Genomic DNA, 17,802 nt, shown 5'->3' with positions numbered 1-17,802 from the left:
TTTGTCATTTAATTACTGACATTTAACAATAAACACAGCAATATCATTTATTCATTTATCTATTACAGCAAGCGATAATATGCCTTCAAACGCATTGGTAACAAGATTTTCTCATTTCTTATTCTCTCCTGTTATGCCGTTCAGCCTATATATATTCTTGTTGATGTCATACTCTTATTTAACGGCTCCTCAACATACATGGCTGAGTTATTCTCATCAATTTATCGTGCTGTGCCTAATTATTTCACCGGTGCTTTGGTGCAAATATCAAAGCTTACGATCTGAAAAAATAGTAGCACTCACTTGGTGGGCTATTGGCTTTATCATATTGCCATTAGGACATTTAATTCTTAGTGAAAGATACAACAGCTATGAAAAGTTTTTTGATAACACGTTAGGCATCTTTATTTATCTAGCAGTCATTGAAGCCATTATATTTTTAAAACGAAAAATGAAACCACTGAATCTATCGAAGTTTAAAGATAAAGTCACAATGGACAACATATTGCTCGCCATCATAGTGTGTTTTAGTTTGTTTTGGTCATTAGTGTTTAACTCGATTGACAATCCAATGGAAAACCAACCTATTCACATTCTTATAGACATTAAACGAAACCTGTTACGTATTGACGAATTACTTCTTTACTTTATTCAGTTTTTTGCCTTTTATCTGTGTGGCTACTTTATTTATTGGGTAAATCATCATGTTTTAATAAACAACGTTATGGCTCGATTTGGCGTATTTCATTATTTATGGGCGGCCTGCACATTCACGTTAATAGCCGCGCCACTTTTAAGTCAACTAATTCTATTTCTACCGATTAATAACGTTGAGTTCACTTTGTTACCTAGCGGTAACCATGATCCCTTTGATATTTGGAATTTACGCATTACTTTTATTATCATGATGATAAGTTTACCTTTGATTTTAGCCTTTAAGTGGCAACAACAAGTTGCAGAAGTATCATTACTCAAACAGCAAAACACCGAAGCAGAATTAAAGTGGTTACAGCAACAAATTAATCCGCATTTTTTATTTAATACCCTTAATAATCTGTATTCGCTGGTATTAACCAACAAGTCCCAAGCGCCTCAATGTATACTGCAGTTATCCAATTTATTAAGATTTGTGGTATACAAAGGAGGTAATCATCGTGTGAGTTTAAAAGACGAAATTGCTTATTTAACTGACTATATGGCACTACAGGAAATCCGCGTTAGCCATAAAGCAAACATTACCGTTAATATTGACCCAAAACTAGCGGGTAATACAGAATATAAAATAGCCCCATTACTGTTGATCGTACTCATAGAAAACGCTTTTAAACATGGTATTGATGCAACGGATAAGTCCGTTTGGTTATCGGTCGATTTATCACTTAAAGGCAATGAACTTAGTGTAAGGTGCCATAACTCCATTGATGATAGACTAAAAATAAAACAAAAAGAATCGCAAGAAAAACAAATAGACGGTGGCCTTGGGCTTGAAAATTTACAACGTCGATTAGCGCTTGATTACACCAATAAGCATCAGTTGAATATCTCGGCACAACCACATGAATTTTTAGTAATCTTAACAATAGAGCTAGAAAATAATGGATAAGCTTAACGCCTTAATCATTGACGACGAACCACTTGCACACGATATTTTACAAAGCTTTTGTGACAACGTACCGTTTATAAACGTTGTTGGACAGTGTTATTCAGCCACCCAAGCACTTGATTTCCTATCTAAGCAATCTGTTGACCTGCTATTTTTGGATATTAATATGCCAATGCTTTCAGGCCTTGATTTGCTTAAAGTATTAAAAGAAAAACCACAGGTTGTTATCACCAGTGCTTATCAAGAATACGCATTAGAAAGTTTTGAATTAGATGTGAGTGACTATCTTTTAAAGCCTTTTTCATTCGAACGCTTTCTACAAGCATGTAATAAGTCCCTTAGTCACTACGAATTAGTTCAACAAGCAACACACACAGATAAACCAAATGCTATTAAGCAAATATTTGTTAAAGTAGATAAAAAGCAATTAAAAATAAACTTAGCAGACGTTAGTTGTTTTGAAGCTTACGGAAATTACGTGAAAGTTTGGCGTGATGGTCAAAGCGTTTTAACACCAAGAACACTATCAAGTTTTGTAGAGCAACTTAAAGACACGTGCTTTTTACAAGTGCACAAATCAGCCATAGTAAACCTTGAACATATTAGTTTTATTGAAGGAAACCAAATAACGCTCATCGATGAACGAGAGATCAATATTGGTAAGTCGTTTAAAGCGCAAGTATTAGAAAAAGTTGCTCAAATCAAATAATATCTTTCTTAAGCGTGTGTTGAACACCGATTAATTTAATTTTTAGTACAAAAATTAAAAGCTACTTGGTAAAAAGTTTATATCAGTTATTATGCTAATCAAAACAAGCTGCTAGAACTTTCATATATAAGGATATACATGCAACATTTATACTGCCGAAGTGTCGTGCCAAATGCTCAATGCACTGCATCCCCGCTATATCAACAAAACTGTGATTCAAGTCATTGGCAAGCATGTGCTCAAGCACGTGTTGATCTGCGTGAGTTTATTATTTCACCGGTGATGGATCAGGGTTTACTGAATGCTTGTACTGGGTGCGCATTATCAGCTGCAATGGAGATCACATTAAATAGACAAAAAACTGAGTTTTTTGATGATTGCAGCCAAGTTTCTAAAGCCTCTGCAATGTATATTTACTATCATGAGCGCTTATTAGCTGGCAAAGAACTACAAAACACACCTGTTTTGATCAGCGATGGTTTTCAAGCATTACAGCTTTTCGGCGTATGTTGTGCGGACTTATGGCCCTACCCTAAAACACATGTTCCAGACTCTTTATATCAATTAATAAAAACCGCAACCCTTGAAGAAATTACTCAAAACCTTGAACAAGTGCTAGTGGAAAAACAAGCAATTATTCAAAAGTTAATGAACGAAAAACCCTCCCCAAAAGCCATTAAACAAGCTAAAACATTCAGACAAGTTAAGTATTGCCGCTTAAGCATCGAACACGGAATTGACGAAATAAAGCATGCGCTTAGCAACCAAACGCCTATTATTTTTGGTTTTATGGAACCTCGCAGTTTTTTTAATATTCCATCTTCAGGCGTTATGCCTATTCCAAGTGAAGAAGAATTACGTATCGGCGGCCATGCCGTTTGTGCTGTTGGTTTTGATGATGAAAAACAAGCGTTACTGATTCGTAATTCTTATGGGGAAAATTTTGGTTTATCTGGCTATCTCTATATGCCTTACGAATTTATTTTGGGTACCTATAAGCTTGATGGAGAAAGCTTACCTAATGCTTTTGATTTTTACTGCTTACTTGAAGAAAGTGATGTTAGCACTACCTAAGCTTTAGGTAAGCTGATAATAAATTTACAACCACCAAGCGAAGATTCGTTTACCTGACAGTAACCACGATGTGAGCGACAAATACGCTCAACAATCGCTAAACCTAAACCAAAGCCGCCTAATGCTTTATTGCGGCTTTTATCAATGCGATAAAAGGCATCAAATACTTTATCTCGTTCTTCTCGGGGGATACCACAACCGTCGTCTTCTACAATTAACTCAATGTTGCCACTTTCATGCTGAGTGAGCGAAACGACGACCTGTTGTTTAGCGTACCTTATCGCATTGCTCAATAAGTTTTGTAGCGCGCGTTCAATAAGCACGGCATTACAATAAAACTCGCAATGGGTTGGCAGGTGACATTGGATCTGTTTGTCAGATAGGCGAATTCCTTTATCAACCACTTGATTAACAATCAACACTAGGTCGTTCTGTTGTTTGTTATCACTTGCGTCAATGTTTTCTAGTCGCGCATAGTTAAGCATTTCATCAATGAGCGTCGACATTTCTGTGACATCTTGCTTCATTTCAGATCGATGTTGCTCTGGAACTTGTTCTAACATTTCAAGTGAAAACCTTAATCTTGCTAACGGCGTTCTAAGTTCATGCGACACTGCATTAACCAACTGCCGCTGATCAGAAACTAACTGGGTAACGCGTTGCGCCATGGTATCAAATGTTTTTACAATATTACTGATAGGTGATGATTTGCTCTTCAAGCCCGTGATTGCGAAATTGCCCTTGGCAATTTGTGCGGTCATTGCATTTAATCGATTGAGATCTTGCCATAACGGTTTACTCCATAAATAAATAATCAGCGCGAGCAACAGATAAGACAAGCAAAGCAACATGATTTTTAATGTATTATGCTCAGCTTCCATCGCGCTAACCTTTATCGGTCCAAACATATACACTTGTTGGGAGCGCTGCTCTTTGACATAAACAATGAGTTGATCAAAAGCATCATAGGTTACGACTGGCTTGTGTGCTGTTAACTGTTGCAGTTGCGCTGGTAACCATGCCACCTCTTGCAAAGCAAGCATACTTACCGGCATATTTAACATGGTAGAGAGTGACGATAACGGCAAAGGCTGTAAGGTTTGTTGTTCTACAATAACGCTTAATGATTTAACTAGCGGCGGGTTTTCATTATTTATTTGTGGGTACCATTGCTGCCATAGTGATTCGGTTAACCAATTGATGGTCACTAAACCTAGCACGATCACGAGAAATAAATGAAAAAATAAGCGGTTCAATGTTGCCTCAATGCCTCATCACAGTGAAAAGCTTTCCGTACCATTAACTGTGCCAAGCCGTTTTACTCAACATATAGCCTTTACCCCAAACAGTGATAATACGAAAGGGTTGTTCTACGTTATCATGTAATTTTTTACGAAGTCTAGACACTCTCACATCGACACTGCGATCTAAGCCGTCGTATTCACGTCCGATCATTTTCTGATGAATATAATCACGGCTTTGCGGCTCCCCTGCGTTTTCAGCTAACAACCATAATAATTCAAATTCATGGCTTGTTAAGTCAATAAGTTGATCTGACAACATCACTTTTCGAGCCGTTTTATCTATAAACAACTCACCATATGTGAGAGATTCAACAGCAAGTTCAGGAGCACTCTTACGCCGCAAACGCGTATTAATTCGAGCAAGTAGTACCCGTGGCTCAATGGGTTTTGTTAGGTAGTCATCAGCGCCAATTTCTAAACCCAATACGTGATCAATATCACTGTCTTTAGCTGTTAAAAAAAGTATCGGTTGTTGATAAAATGGTCGTACAGCACGACAAATTGAAAAACCATCTACTTTCGGTAACATTACATCAAGAATGGTTAAGTCAGGCTGGCTTTTTTTTATGTAATCTAGCGCATGATCGCCACGATGTAACACCGTAACATCAAAACCATTTTGTTTTAAAAAGTCTTTGATCAATTTAGCTAAACGTTCATCATCTTCAACCAACAATATGTTTGCCATTAAAATACACTCCACTGAGCTCGTAATTTACGTCTAAATTTTCTTGGTGCACTTGCATTTACGCGAATTTGTTTTTGCGCCAATATGGTGTTCTGTTCACGTAAACTGAATACCATATTTTGCTGTAGATGAATATTTAATCGTGTGGCGATACTTGCCGTATTTTGCCAGCAAGTTAATTGCTCAGTGTCTTGATATAAACAATAATCACCAGCGTTTGGGGTTTGCCAATTAACATTTACTGTCATGGTACAAGGTTCACCCATTTTATTCACAATACATATGGTAGGTGAAATACTGAATACCACTTCTTTTGCATTTACAAGTGGCTGACTAAGTATTCCAGCGATAAGTAACCATCGCTTAACACCGAGTTTAAAACGCATATTCCATCCCTAGAAATACGGTATCTATTTGTGATGAATTAATCAGTGGGCTGTTAGCTGTATTAGCATCAAGCAACTTTCGTTTCCAATAAAACGATAAGCGCCACTGAGTTGAAATTGCTTTCGTGAATTTCACATGAAAAACCGGGTTGATACTGGTTTTACCTTTAAAGGTTATTTGAGTAAAAAGACTGTCTTGTTGCTCAACGCCATAATAGTAATTCACTAGTTTACGGCTATTAACCTGTGCGCCTAGACCAAAAGAAAGTTGGCTATGTTCAATAAAGGGAACCGTTACTCTATGGTTAACACTCAGTTCCCCCGTGTAACCTTGGTAAACACTCGAAACATCCCACAGAAGTTTTGCCATAACATCAGTGTGTTGTTCAATAAACCAATTAACTTGCCCACCGGCATCAAGCGCCCAATCTCGATCATCAACTTGGTTTATATCAATAGATTCTTTTGCCGCGCCATGAAAAGCATTATTCATGCTTACAACAAAGATATTTTTTGGATGCCAACGAGTAAAATACGCTTTTTCTTGGTTAAGCTGGGTAACAGCACTAAAAACCAAACGTTCATTTTCTAACAATGAATAACCTAGCAACCCATTATCAAAAAAAAGGTTTTCACCGTAATAACTTACAGAAGGAACAAGCACTAAAGGTATATTGTCTCCGCCATTGAGCGGATTCGTATGAACACCACCGCCAAGCGCGATTGAAAACTGCCATTGCGATACAGGTGCGCATGAATCACTATCAGGGTGACAACTAGCAATTGCAGTATAAGTAATAAAACAACATAGCAGTGCTAAATACTTCAACAAGGTTACTCCGAAAATTTTTGCCTCAATTTACCACAGAAGCCAACAAATACTAGCGGCGATTACACCTGATTACATTTAATAGCAATTGGCAACAGCAGTTCACCTTAACTTCATTCATAGTAATTCAATAATCCATAGTATTCGATAAGGAACAACATGACGACCTTAAAAGTTAGCCTTTTAACGCTGTGTCTCTGTGTTGTTGGCTGCGATTCAGACAAAGCAAGCATTAGTGTGACACAAAACATTCACGCAATCCCTCCTTTAAATGCATTGGAAAATTCAACAACTCCGTTAAAAAAAGCAGATCGTCATAGCTTTCAACGACATTTACGAAACGGTATTTATTTAAGAAGTAAAGCGAGGAATAAATATCCTTTAGTACCAATATATAATGAAGATCACGCAGTAACATCGTTAAGTTATTCATCATCGGCAATCATAAAAAATAATACCTTCGCAGGCGATCGAATAAAGCAAAACGATCAATATATATTTATCGCAACTAATCCGCACTATAACGATCAGACAACTGAAGAGTCAGCGCCGAACATTAAAATTTTATCACGGCATCAACAGGGTGATATCACGCCAGTTACATATGTGCCATTGAGGTTAAACGATGCCGCAATTAATGGGATATATATCACGGAAAAGCGATTAGCAGCTTTCAGTAATCAACAACATTATGCCGGTTATGCAAGCAAAAATACCTCTGCAAACGCATCATTTTTTCCTGTAGGGCATAGTTTTCACTTATCTATTGTTGATATTTCATCACCTGAACAAGCGATACTGCAGCATACTTTCACCATTGATGGACGTATTATTGATAGCAGAAGAATTGGCAATAAGCTGTACTTTCTTAGCAGTTTTTCCCCTTATATTCCTGGGCTGCCACTTGCCAACAACGACGCTGAACACCTTGCGAATTTTCGAAAAATCTATTCAACACCAATATCCGACATTCTCCCCAAAATAACCAATGCTCAAGGTATTAGCTCATTACTGGTAACGTCTGAACAATGTTTTACTCCTGCCACCAGTAACGAGGATGATGGTTTCGATGGCATAACAACACTGACAGTACTTGATGTTAATGAGCCAGAATCAATCACATCACTGTGCGTTAATAGCGATATTCAAGGTGTTTATACTTCGAACACAGCAATGTATTTATACAACACCAAAAAACAAAACACGGCTAAAACCTCTGCAATTCATAAATTTTCATTTAAAGAGCAAGAATTTAGCTATAGCGGCTCCGTTGAACTTCCAGGAGGTTTTGGCGAAATCAACGCAAACTTACGGTTCAATGAGCATCAGTCAATGCTACGTGTAGTGACTACTGAAGGAAGTACCAATACAGGTTTTGAACATCAGTTATTTGTCTTACAAGAATCCACAACTGGCCCGCATAAAGAACTTAAGATTATTTCACAGTTACCCAATGATACTCAGCCAATAAAAATAGGCGCTGCCAATCTTAATCACCATGAGCAACAAGATATAAAAGCAGTGCGATTTGTTAATAATGTAGCATTCATACTGACATATTCAGCAACCGATCCGATCTATCTGATAGACTTATCAACACCAGACGCGCCGTATATACGTGGAACATTTAACGTACCTGGCTATTTATCGTCCCTACTGCCTATTTCAGCTGAACTTTTACTGGGTATTGAGCAACACTTTCCAAAAAATCAAAATGACAATGTTCAATTAAACAAACCAAAAGCACAAGGAGCGAAAATCAGTCTTTTTGATATCAGTAACATCAATTCACCGAAAGTAATCGCTTCTTTTACACAGCCCGCAGCCTTCACTCCCGTTGAGTTCAATTATCTTGCACTCACACACCACACATCTAAACATGACGAACGTCATCGTTTTGGAATTCCTATGGAGAGATGGCATGTGAATAACGAACAACAAAATAGCAATATAGAGACTTGGACTAAAGAAAACTTTCTAACCTTAATAGAAATTACCAGCGAAAACACTGATGCTCAATTGCATCATATTGGCAATGTATTTGCGATTAATGATGCTTGGAATGTAACCCCGACTTTCCCTTCATCATTAGGTGATAGAGCAATTTTTAACCTTGACGATATTTACTACTTACATGGTAATCATCTTTGGCGCACGTTCTGGTATGCACCAGAAAATATTTTTGGTCCCTATTAACGTTTACCCCACTTTATAAAAATAATCATCACAGTAGGAATTATATGAACAAAATAAACAATATTAACGAATTTTATCATCACCACCTATTGCGCATTTTTGGCCTTTTGTTTGGAATATTAATGGCGATCACCATCGGTGCATTTTTGCTTAGCCAATATCAACAGAGCAACTTAAAAAAAACGCCTATTAATCATCATGCACCGACGATTAAAAGCATTAACGCATACAACGCTTTTTCAGGCAAAAAAGTGACTTTAATTGCCGAGGTTGATCACGCTAAACGGCTACCAGTACATTTCAATTGGCAACAACTCACCGGCCCTACCGTTAATTTCACAACTGACGATAATAAAATATCGTTTCAAGCACCTAAAATATCAAACGATATTAAGCTAACATTCTCATTAGTTATCAATACTGCGCAACAGAAAACACAACGTACCACTGAAATTATGATTAAAACCTCAGATAAAACGGTAAATAAAGAATTTTTATTTATTGCCATCATTCTGGCAAGTTTACTTGCTTTAGCGCTTGAGTTGTCAGCCAGAAAAAATAAAACCAACGGTAGCTAACTAATGTTGAAAGCTGAAATTAATTAAGGCACAACGGTGCTGTCAGATATTACGTAGCACCGTTCATGGCATTAAGGTTTTACGCGAACGACACCTACTTTGCCTTTCGCGCCTGCGGCAATAAATATTTCGCCTTCATTTGCCAGTGTATAAAAGCCTTTATCACCTTGTTCAGCATTTTCATTATCAAAGGTTTGCCACTTTTTGCCTTGATCAAAAGACAAATCACTGCCTGTTTTTCCTGTAGCGATACACAATCGTTCAGAACAGCTCATTGCGGTTCTCAGGCCTCTTTGCCCGGCATTTACTAATTGCCACTGTTCATCAAAACGTGCAATGTTGGCATAGGCTTTAGGGCGTTGTTGATAATCACCACCGAGAACAAACAATTGTTGATTATGATTTAACGCCAATCCGTAACCACCTGCTGTTTGTGTTGCTTGATACAGCGGAACTGATTGACGCTGCCATGATTCGCCCCAATCATTAGATACATAGACAGATGCAGAGAAACCACCGGTTGTGATCCATGCTTTGCCCTGCTCGCCGATGAGTAAGGTATTACCAGAAGCAGCAAATGCCGCCTCATTGGCTTGAAACTTTGGCAACTTATTGATGGCAATGCGTCGCCATGTTTTTCCACCGTCTTGTGTTTTTTTGACAACATAATAGCCATCAACGGGATCACCTAATAATAACCCCGCTTGATTATCCCAAAAACCAATGGAATCAAAAAAACCTTGCTCATCTTCATTTTGATAAAGTAAGTGCCAACTATCTCCACCATCTACGGTTTTCAATAACTTAGAATCGTCACCTGAGCCCACGCTCATAATAATGGCGGTTTTCTTATCAAAAACTTCAATATCTCTAAAATCTAACGATTGCTCACTATTTACTGACTTATCAAACCAAGTATTTCCCTGGTCTTCACTGACAAACACACTGTTGTTTGTACCCGTGACCCACATTTTACCATCCACCATAGCACTGCCACGTAAAGAAGGTTCATTAGGTAATTGTTGTACCTGCCATGAAAGCTCATTTGCCACCGCTGAAAAGCTTAATGTAACCAGCATCAGCAATGTGGTTAAAAAGTCAGTACGATCGAATGTTCTGTTAGATGTTTTCATTTTTATGGTTACTTTTATTGGCTGTTTAAAAGAGATACTTAAAATTTGCATTGTTTATTTTAACAATTTGAGCGATAGTAAAGTGTCGTTTTTTTAAACAAAGTGTTAGTTTTATTCTCATCATAATGAATGGGAAGCATAACGAAAACAAGAACAATAAAAAAAGATCAATATTATGCTAGAAGTCGATGAAAAAGTATTAGCGGATATAAAACGTGGGTTTTCAGTACCGCCTCAACCTGAGTTGCTGCTACGCTTACAACATGTTATTGCGGCAGATGAACCTGATATTAATCAAGTTGCATCAATTATCTCTCAAGATGTTGCCGTTTCCTCTACCGTGATTAAAGCCATTAATTCGCCCATTTACGGTTTAGCTCGCTCTATTTCCGATATCAATAAAGCGACCAAGTTTATTGGTTTAACGGGCATTTCAACGTTAGTGACTAACATTTTGATGCAACGCTGCTTTAGTCAAAATGATTCTAGTATCGCCTTAGAAGAGTTTTGGGATAATGCTCAAAGCATTGCTAGTACTTCAGTTAATATTGGCAAAAAAATAAAATTAGCGGTATCTACCGATAAACTGTTTTCGTTAGGGTTATTTCACGATTGCGGCATTCCTGTTTTGGCAATGAAATACCCAAATTACTCAGAAATTTACCAGCAAGCATTTAATACACCTAGTAAAACCTTAACGGCCATAGAAGATGAGATTTTTCACGTTAATCATGCCACCATTGGTTATTACGTTGCTAAATCTTGGCGTTTACCCAAGGAGATTTGTCAGTTAATTTTATGCCACCATGATCGTCAATTTCTCTCAACATCTCAAAGTCGATCCCAACAAGTCTATTTTGCTATTTTAAAAATGGCAGAAAACCTTGTTTTTCAACAAAAGCACTTCCGTGATGCACCTGATTGGGAAGCGATTAAAGAAGATGTTTTTTGCTGTTTAGACTTTGATCAGGAAGATTACCTCGACCTCTTAGAAGAAAGCATTGAATTACAAGCAAGTGCTTAATAAGTTTAGGGTCTGCTGCTCTTCGAGATTACGTTTTGTCGAACAAAACGCTTTTTATTCGAGGCGTGAGCAATGATACATGGTTATTCCATGTAAATGGCGAACAACGATGAAGATATAGCGTTTAAGCTGAACCCAAAGGGCAGTGTTTTTGGTCATTTATACGTCGTTATTGCTTTTGCATGTGGAATACACATTAATCGCAATGCCTTGCCCAAATACCAATAAACTGCTGAAAAAACAAACACGAGAGATCAACATACCTTATTCTACGATAGAAAAGTATTGCGAGAGAATCGATTTTACTTTTTCTTGGCTTATAGGTTTGGTGATGTACTCATCCATTCCTGCAGCTAGGCATTTTTCTCGGTCTCCTTTCATAGCATTAGCTGTCATAGCAACGATAGGAATCGTTTGATAGCTAATACCTGCTTCTCCTGCGCGTATTGCTTCGGTTGCTTGATAGCCATCCATTTCTGGCATTTGGCAATCCATTAAAATCAACTGAAAATAATCATCATCAAAACTATTTAATGTCGCTAAGGCTTCCAGGCCATGTTGTGCAACCTCACATTCAATACCAAATTTTGTTAATACACCTTTGGCGACTACCTGATTAATACGGTTATCCTCAACCAATAATACGCGTGGGTTAACAACGTCATCGATAGGTTTATTCGAAGCGTTCGTGCGTTCTTCTTTATAAGAAATCGTGTTACTTAACACATTATCAATACCTTTATTATCGGCATTCACAATAGATAACAGAGCATCTGTCGTCACAGGCTTTGTGATATGTTGATGTAAGTTTAACGACATAAAAGGACTAACAATACTTGGCATATTCACGGGCGTCATAATAATGATATTTAGTGCATCAAAGCGACTATCAGCATCTAATCGTTCAATGAGGTGATTTTCACCAACAAGCGGTAATTCAACATCGATTAATATTACATCAAATAACGGCTTTTCACTTGCAACAAGTTGTTCGCACATCATTATTGCTTGTTTTCCATCCTCAGCATATTGCGCATTAATCTGCCAATGATTGAGTTGACGACAAAGCACTTCACCAGCGGTACGGTTTTTATCGACAACAAGCACGGAATTTATCTTATGGTTTGCTGGTTTAACCGGTAATTTATCTGTCGCTTTGTTTAACAATATGTGACATATAAACTCACTTCCTTGCTCATGTTCACTGACAACTCGAATATTTCCTCTCATTTGTAAACAAAGCTTTTTCACGATTGCTAAACCTAAGCCTGTACCGCCATATTGGCGAGTTGTTGATGCGTCTAGTTGTTCGAAAACGTTAAATAACTTAGCTTGACGCTCTGTAGGTATGCCAATACCGGTATCTTTTACCGATATCGTTAATTGATAATCTGTATCGCTAGCTTCATTTAGGGCTACACTAACCACTACCTCACCTTTTTCAGTAAATTTAATTGCGTTTGCGACTAAATTTATCAATATTTGACGAATACGGTTAGGATCTCCCATCACTAAACATTGCTCGACCTCTGTTGCATCCAAGATTAACTCAAGCCCTTTCTGTTGCGCTTGCAAAGACATAGAACGAATAAAGCTGGAAAGCGTGTCAATTATATTAAAAGAAATATGCTCTAAATCTAGCTTCCCAGCATCAACTTTTGAAAAATCTAAAATATCATTAATTAACGTTAATAAAGAATTCGCACTTTCTTGCGCGATTCTAACCCGCTGACTTTGATCAATATCAAGCTTGGTATCTTGTAACAGATCTAACATACCTATCACGCCATTCATGGGTGTGCGAATTTCATGGCTCATACTTGCGAGAAATTCATTTTTGGCATTGGCTGCAGACTCCGCTTGAAGTTTAGCTTGCGTAAGCGCCATTTCATTTTCAACGCGCTCTGTAATGTCGTAATTCACACCGATTAATGCTTTTGTTTTACCGTTTATATCAACTAATGCAAGTGCAGCAGCTTGAATGTGCCTTACCTCACCTGATGGCCAAATGATTTTAAATTGAATTTCAAGCTTTTGATCGGCGATATTTGATTTGTTAAATGCCTCCTGAACACGCGCTTTATCATCTGGGTGAATACTGTTTTCCCAAACCTCAATTCCTCCTGAAAATTTATTACGATCAATGGCATAGAGCCTGCACATCCAATCATCCCATTTCAGTACATCATTTACGACGTCATATTCCCAAACACCAATACCCGCAGAGTCTGCCGCCAATGTCATTCGTTGATTGAAACGTTTAATTTCTTCTGCTGTACGCACACGCTCTGATACATCTTGAATAGAGCCAAACACTCTAACGCAGTTTCCGTTTTTATGTTCAGCTGTACCACGGGCTACAGCCCATATTTCTCGGCCTTTTGCCGTAACAATTTGACACTCAACACTAAACGAACCACCTTTTTCAGTCACATTTTTTAAGGCTTCTTCAATGCGCAGCCTACTTTTCCCTTCTTTATAAAACTCAAGGGCGGTGTGCAAATTGGGCTGGTAATTATCATCAACTTCATGGATCATTTTTGTCATTGCTGACCAATGTAATGTTTCATTGGTTAAATCAACTTCCCATGCACCAATACGAGCTTGATGTGCCATTTGCTCCATCATTCTTTGCTGCTCAAACATACGTTTCTGTTGAAATTGTCGCGTGAATTCTACTCCTACCCAATTGCCGATAAGCTGGATAAGTTCAAGTTCTCGCTCGCTAAATGGGTTCGCAGCCGGTTCAGGGCTTGAAAAATTTAACGTACCGAAACGTTTATCTTCTACGTAAATAGGGACACCAATATAACTTTCTAAAGAAAAATTTTCATAACATGGGTGTTCACGTATTTCACTTTCGCCTACATGATGAAAAGCTTTAGGTTCATTGGCTAAGTAGGTATGCCAGCAGTATGTATGGTCAAAGCTAAACTGAGCGCCTGGTGCTAATTCTCCATTCGGTGATATACAATGAAGAATGGTGTATTGACCTTCTTTTATCTCACTTAAAATGCCGAAAGGTAAATTAAATAATTTACTGCCCAGCGCAAGTAATTCGTTAACTTTCACATCAAATGCAAGCGCAGTATTTGAAGTAATACGATGTAATTCACTTAAGGCTAATTCAGTTTTTTTCTGTTCTTCGATATCATTTTGAATAACAATAAAATTTTCAATTCTGCCATGCTCATCATGTTCATTTTTTAATGCAACTATAGTGGTATCAAACCATAATGTTCTACCAGCATTGTCTATATTTTCCGATTGACCATGCCAATATCCTTCTTTAAGACAGGTTGCAAAAATTGTTGAAAAAGTTTCCTGAGAATAATCATCAGAGCAAATAGTAAATACGCTTAAACCAACCGACTCATGTTCCTGATAACCATAAAATTTCACGAAATTTTGATTTACGTAAGTTAGCATGCCTTGCTGATCAATTTTGTAAACAACAGCATGTCGATTAATAGCAAATTGATACTCAGCACTTTCATTTTTAGCCTGTATTAGCTCAGTATAATTTGTTTTAAGCGCTTTCTGAGTAGGTCTAAATAATATGATGTAAGCAATAAGAAGCCCACCGATACTAAGAAACCAGGTGACTGTTTTTAATGTAATTGCTAGCGCAACTCTTTCTTGTGCTTGTTGTTCAATTAAAGTAACAGCTTTGTTTAAGTCGCTTAGTAAATTTTCTATCAGGTGAGCTGGTAGATATGTTGCAATATAAGCGTTAATTTCGTCTACATTTTTTAATGATAATATGGTCGATACATGTTTATTTAAGAGGTTGATTCGTTTATTAAGATCCAAAGGAGGATCAAAATAAAACCGAGTTAATTTTTCAGAAAACAGCTCATCATTGGCTAGAATAGTATTGGTTAAAAACTGTTGGTTTTCATTGATTTTTAAGGTTGCTGCTTGCAGAAGTTGAGTGATATTCGGTGTGCTTTGGTTCTTCTCTACGGACCTCGAATATTCATGAATGTGCAATGCTATTTTTTGTGACAACATGCGTTGCATTCCAGCAACATTAATAATACGCGCATCATGCTGCTGTTGTTTAATAACATTACTTGTCAGTGCATAAGATAACGTTGCTAACAATGCAAAAAAGCATAACGCAGTAATATTACGCTTTCTCACTTTTCGCGTTAACGTTAATTCACTCATGGCAAAATCCTTTTATACTTATTCCGTTTTTGATAGGACAATTTTATGAACACCTTTACCATCTAAGCCAATATAAATATTTCCATCATTACCTTGAAGCAGGCTTCTGACTCGCCCTACACCTTTTAATACTTGGTATTGGTTAATACTTTGTTGTTCATTTATCTCAATAGCGACAATATAACCAAACTTCATCGAACCCAGTAATAGCTTTCCTTTTAAACGAGGAAAAACATCTGAGGTCACATGAATAAAGGCAGAAGGCGCTATTGACGGTTTCCAGTATAATTTCGGTTGAGTCATCCCCTCCTTTTCGGTCAATTGTGTAAAAATGGTGCCATTATAATTAACGCCATGACTAACAACGGGCCAACCATAATTACCACCTTTTTCGATTAAATTAAGTTCATCACCACCTCGAGGTCCATGTTCATGCGACCAAAGCTGTTGAGTATCAAATCGATAAACCAACCCTTGAGGATTTCTATGACCATAGCTATAAACAGCAGCCTTTGCCTTGCTAGTACTCACAAAAGGATTATCTTCAGGTATCTGCCCATCAAGGTGTAAGCGGAGTATTTTTCCAGCATCACGAGTTAAATCTTGCGGATTTACATCACGAGCGCCACGATCGCCAATAGAAAAATACACATAACCGTGATTATCAAAGGCAATTCTACTGCCATAATGTTGGCCACGCGTTGTGTTCCCCGTTGCTTTATAAAGCACCTCCACATCAACAAGTGCTTGCTTATTCGATGACAATTTAGCACGAGCTAATGCGGTATGACTGCCTTCAGGCTTACCAGCCTTACTTGCATAAGTAAAATAAAGCCAAGGATGTTCTTGATAATTAGGGTGTAAAGCAATATCGAGCAAACCTCCTTGCCCATTTGCATCAATAGCAGGCAAACCTGATAGAGTATGTTTTTTACCCGTTTTAGGAGAAATTAGGTATAAAGATCCGCTGCGTTCTGTCACCAATAGCTCGCCACTTGGCAATTGCACCATGCCCCAAGGAACATTTATACCGCTTGTGACAAGTTCTGTCGTAAATTTATCAGCATAAGTTTGAGTATCAAGCGGATGTGAATCTAAAGCATAGCTTTGCTGAGAAAATAAGATGACAGTCAGTAAAAACTGACACTTTAATATTGATTTTAAAGACATTAAACGATGACCTCCTGCATTGGCATAATTGCCTTTATGCTGATTATAGTGTTCAGACCGTTTTAAACAGTACCACTTAAACGCTTCAACTTTATTTGAATGCTTTAGAAAACATAGCAAAATCTGCGAATATTATCTCATGACGAATAGAATCCACAGAGTAATTAATCGTAAGACTTGATAATACAAGATGAACAGTATTGCCATTATTGTCAAACAGTTACACTTATTCTTCTTTCATTTTTGAAGCTATAATTTTGACAATAAAGGCTGAAATTATAAGAAAACAGAAAAGGTAATGTATGTATCATCACAACTTACAGCCCTGCATATGCTTAAATCGCAGTAAATAGCTCAATATCACATTCACACACGACACACTTTATATTTAGGTTGCTTTCATTATTTGCCCGAGTGAGCAAAATATCAATAAATTTAATAAGATAATTCAACTTGATTTAATTTTAGTTACTATTGATGAATTGCTCCCAAGACAACAATATATAACGTAAATCATCAACACCACAGCTCACTCCTTCTTGAAAGTCAAATTGTAACGCATCAGCGATTAATTCATCTGGCATAATCACTTCACCATTAAGCATCACGTTCATGTTTACCATGGCGTCTTGGCTATTCAGCGTTAGTGTGTATTCACTCCCCATAATCATTAATTCTTGTTCTTTGCCTTGCTCAATACGTTTAATCGCTATTAATATTTTTGATAATTTATCAACATCACACCCAATTTCAGTTTCTAGCCAAGGCCCTAATAATTGGTGGTCTAAAGAAAAGTTGGCTTTCGCCTGTCCTGTAATAGGATCATGAATAAAATCGTATTCCATCGCTGTCTCACGCGGTGAATGAGTAATATAAGTATAGAGGAAAAACGTCTCTAACGCGCGACTTATCATATGTTATTACTACCTGAAAAG

General features: G+C 37.5%; 15 protein-coding genes. 7 read left to right on the top strand and 8 right to left on the bottom strand.

The genetic code is table 11. From position 1 onward, the window contains the following. The first annotated feature begins 79 nt into the window (after positions 1–79). From Q4489_RS09415 to Q4489_RS09405, 3 genes are all read left to right on the top strand, one after another. Positions 80–1,603, top strand: a complete 1,524-nt coding sequence (locus Q4489_RS09415) for a sensor histidine kinase (RefSeq protein WP_303479460.1) — start codon at positions 80–82, stop codon at positions 1,601–1,603. After that, positions 1,596–2,312 carry a LytTR family DNA-binding domain-containing protein gene (locus Q4489_RS09410; RefSeq protein ID WP_303479457.1) on the top strand — a complete coding sequence of 239 codons (717 nt, stop codon included), beginning with the start codon at positions 1,596–1,598 and terminating at the stop codon, positions 2,310–2,312. Before Q4489_RS09415 ends, Q4489_RS09410 begins: the two co-directional genes overlap by 8 nt. A gap of 138 nt (positions 2,313–2,450) precedes the next feature. Beyond that, on the top strand, positions 2,451–3,386 hold the full coding sequence (locus Q4489_RS09405; protein ID WP_303479455.1) for a C1 family peptidase: 936 nt from the start codon (positions 2,451–2,453) through the stop codon (positions 3,384–3,386). On the opposite strand, the gene Q4489_RS09400 is transcribed toward Q4489_RS09405, so the two are convergent. The 4 genes from Q4489_RS09400 to Q4489_RS09385 are packed head-to-tail and all read right to left on the bottom strand — an operon-like array spanning position 3,383 to position 6,596. Then, entirely contained in the window at positions 3,383–4,642 is a 1,260-nt protein-coding gene (locus Q4489_RS09400) for an ATP-binding protein (RefSeq protein WP_303479453.1), read from the bottom strand. The two genes, Q4489_RS09405 and Q4489_RS09400, sit on opposite strands and share 4 nt — an antisense overlap. 43 nt (positions 4,643–4,685) lie before the next feature. Then, positions 4,686–5,378 (bottom strand): response regulator, encoded by a 693-nt coding sequence (locus Q4489_RS09395; protein WP_303479450.1) that lies wholly within the window; start codon positions 5,376–5,378, stop codon positions 4,686–4,688. Continuing rightward, positions 5,378–5,764, bottom strand: coding sequence for a DUF3019 domain-containing protein (locus Q4489_RS09390; protein ID WP_303479448.1), 387 nt, complete (start codon positions 5,762–5,764; stop codon positions 5,378–5,380). The genes Q4489_RS09395 and Q4489_RS09390 overlap by 1 nt, the downstream gene beginning before the upstream one ends. Further along, complete coding sequence (locus tag Q4489_RS09385; protein WP_303479445.1) at positions 5,754–6,596, bottom strand: MipA/OmpV family protein; 843 nt, start codon at positions 6,594–6,596, stop codon at positions 5,754–5,756. The genes Q4489_RS09390 and Q4489_RS09385 overlap by 11 nt, the downstream gene beginning before the upstream one ends. A gap of 156 nt (positions 6,597–6,752) precedes the next feature. Here Q4489_RS09385 and Q4489_RS09380 point away from each other — a divergent pair, with 156 nt between their 5' ends. Then, the gene (locus Q4489_RS09380) at positions 6,753–8,789 is read left to right on the top strand and encodes a beta-propeller domain-containing protein (RefSeq protein ID WP_303479442.1); all 2,037 of its coding nucleotides are present in this window, start codon (positions 6,753–6,755) and stop codon (positions 8,787–8,789) included. 44 nt (positions 8,790–8,833) lie between these two features. Continuing rightward, a complete protein-coding gene (locus Q4489_RS09375; protein ID WP_303479439.1) occupies positions 8,834–9,367 on the top strand; it encodes a hypothetical protein in 534 nt (177 codons plus the stop codon). A gap of 71 nt (positions 9,368–9,438) precedes the next feature. Here the strand turns inward: Q4489_RS09375 and Q4489_RS09370 are convergent, their stop codons facing one another. Then, the gene (locus Q4489_RS09370; protein ID WP_303479428.1) at positions 9,439–10,500 is read right to left on the bottom strand and encodes a YCF48-related protein; all 1,062 of its coding nucleotides are present in this window, start codon (positions 10,498–10,500) and stop codon (positions 9,439–9,441) included. A gap of 175 nt (positions 10,501–10,675) precedes the next feature. On the opposite strand from Q4489_RS09370, the gene Q4489_RS09365 reads away from it, so the two are divergent. Together Q4489_RS09365 and Q4489_RS09360 are read left to right on the top strand one after the other, a co-directional pair. Further along, positions 10,676–11,524 carry an HDOD domain-containing protein gene (locus Q4489_RS09365; RefSeq protein ID WP_303479426.1) on the top strand — a complete coding sequence of 283 codons (849 nt, stop codon included), beginning with the start codon at positions 10,676–10,678 and terminating at the stop codon, positions 11,522–11,524. Positions 11,525–11,620: 96 nt separating this feature from the next. Then, positions 11,621–11,752, top strand: coding sequence for a hypothetical protein (locus tag Q4489_RS09360; protein ID WP_303479424.1), 132 nt, complete (start codon positions 11,621–11,623; stop codon positions 11,750–11,752). 36 nt (positions 11,753–11,788) lie between these two features. Here the strand turns inward: Q4489_RS09360 and Q4489_RS09355 are convergent, their stop codons facing one another. From Q4489_RS09355 to Q4489_RS09345, 3 genes are all read right to left on the bottom strand, one after another. Beyond that, positions 11,789–15,697: a response regulator gene (locus tag Q4489_RS09355; protein ID WP_303479422.1), complete on the bottom strand. Its 3,909-nt coding sequence runs from the start codon at positions 15,695–15,697 to the stop codon at positions 11,789–11,791. 18 nt (positions 15,698–15,715) lie between these two features. Then, positions 15,716–16,867, bottom strand: coding sequence for a PQQ-dependent sugar dehydrogenase (locus Q4489_RS09350; protein WP_303479419.1), 1,152 nt, complete (start codon positions 16,865–16,867; stop codon positions 15,716–15,718). Between the two features lie 464 nt (positions 16,868–17,331). Beyond that, on the bottom strand, positions 17,332–17,712 hold the full coding sequence (locus Q4489_RS09345; RefSeq protein WP_303479416.1) for a YacL family protein: 381 nt from the start codon (positions 17,710–17,712) through the stop codon (positions 17,332–17,334). Positions 17,713–17,802: the final 90 nt, after the last annotated feature.

Origin of the sequence: Thalassotalea sp. 1_MG-2023, assembly GCF_030546745.1 — a bacterium.
In the GTDB taxonomy this organism is placed as follows: domain Bacteria; phylum Pseudomonadota; class Gammaproteobacteria; order Enterobacterales; family Alteromonadaceae; genus Thalassotalea_C.
Note: the sequence above shows the minus strand (reverse complement) of the source record. Positions and strands in the feature narration are given on the sequence as shown.

What these genes read in the sequence shown, in the direction of transcription:
- Q4489_RS09395 (WP_303479450.1), bottom strand. Translation starts at nt 5,378, where the DNA reads ATGGCAAACATATTGTTGGTTGAAGATGATGAACGTTTAGCTAAATTG.
- Q4489_RS09345 (WP_303479416.1), bottom strand. Translation starts at nt 17,712, where the DNA reads ATGGAATACGATTTTATTCATGATCCTATTACAGGACAGGCGAAAGCC.
- Q4489_RS09390 (WP_303479448.1), bottom strand. Translation starts at nt 5,764, where the DNA reads ATGCGTTTTAAACTCGGTGTTAAGCGATGGTTACTTATCGCTGGAATA.
- Q4489_RS09350 (WP_303479419.1), bottom strand. Translation starts at nt 16,867, where the DNA reads ATGTCTTTAAAATCAATATTAAAGTGTCAGTTTTTACTGACTGTCATC.
- Q4489_RS09380 (WP_303479442.1), top strand. Translation starts at nt 6,753, where the DNA reads ATGACGACCTTAAAAGTTAGCCTTTTAACGCTGTGTCTCTGTGTTGTT.
- Q4489_RS09415 (WP_303479460.1), top strand. Translation starts at nt 80, where the DNA reads ATGCCTTCAAACGCATTGGTAACAAGATTTTCTCATTTCTTATTCTCT.
- Q4489_RS09370 (WP_303479428.1), bottom strand. Translation starts at nt 10,500, where the DNA reads ATGAAAACATCTAACAGAACATTCGATCGTACTGACTTTTTAACCACA.
- Q4489_RS09355 (WP_303479422.1), bottom strand. Translation starts at nt 15,697, where the DNA reads ATGAGTGAATTAACGTTAACGCGAAAAGTGAGAAAGCGTAATATTACT.
- Q4489_RS09405 (WP_303479455.1), top strand. Translation starts at nt 2,451, where the DNA reads ATGCAACATTTATACTGCCGAAGTGTCGTGCCAAATGCTCAATGCACT.
- Q4489_RS09360 (WP_303479424.1), top strand. Translation starts at nt 11,621, where the DNA reads ATGGCGAACAACGATGAAGATATAGCGTTTAAGCTGAACCCAAAGGGC.
- Q4489_RS09410 (WP_303479457.1), top strand. Translation starts at nt 1,596, where the DNA reads ATGGATAAGCTTAACGCCTTAATCATTGACGACGAACCACTTGCACAC.
- Q4489_RS09375 (WP_303479439.1), top strand. Translation starts at nt 8,834, where the DNA reads ATGAACAAAATAAACAATATTAACGAATTTTATCATCACCACCTATTG.
- Q4489_RS09365 (WP_303479426.1), top strand. Translation starts at nt 10,676, where the DNA reads ATGCTAGAAGTCGATGAAAAAGTATTAGCGGATATAAAACGTGGGTTT.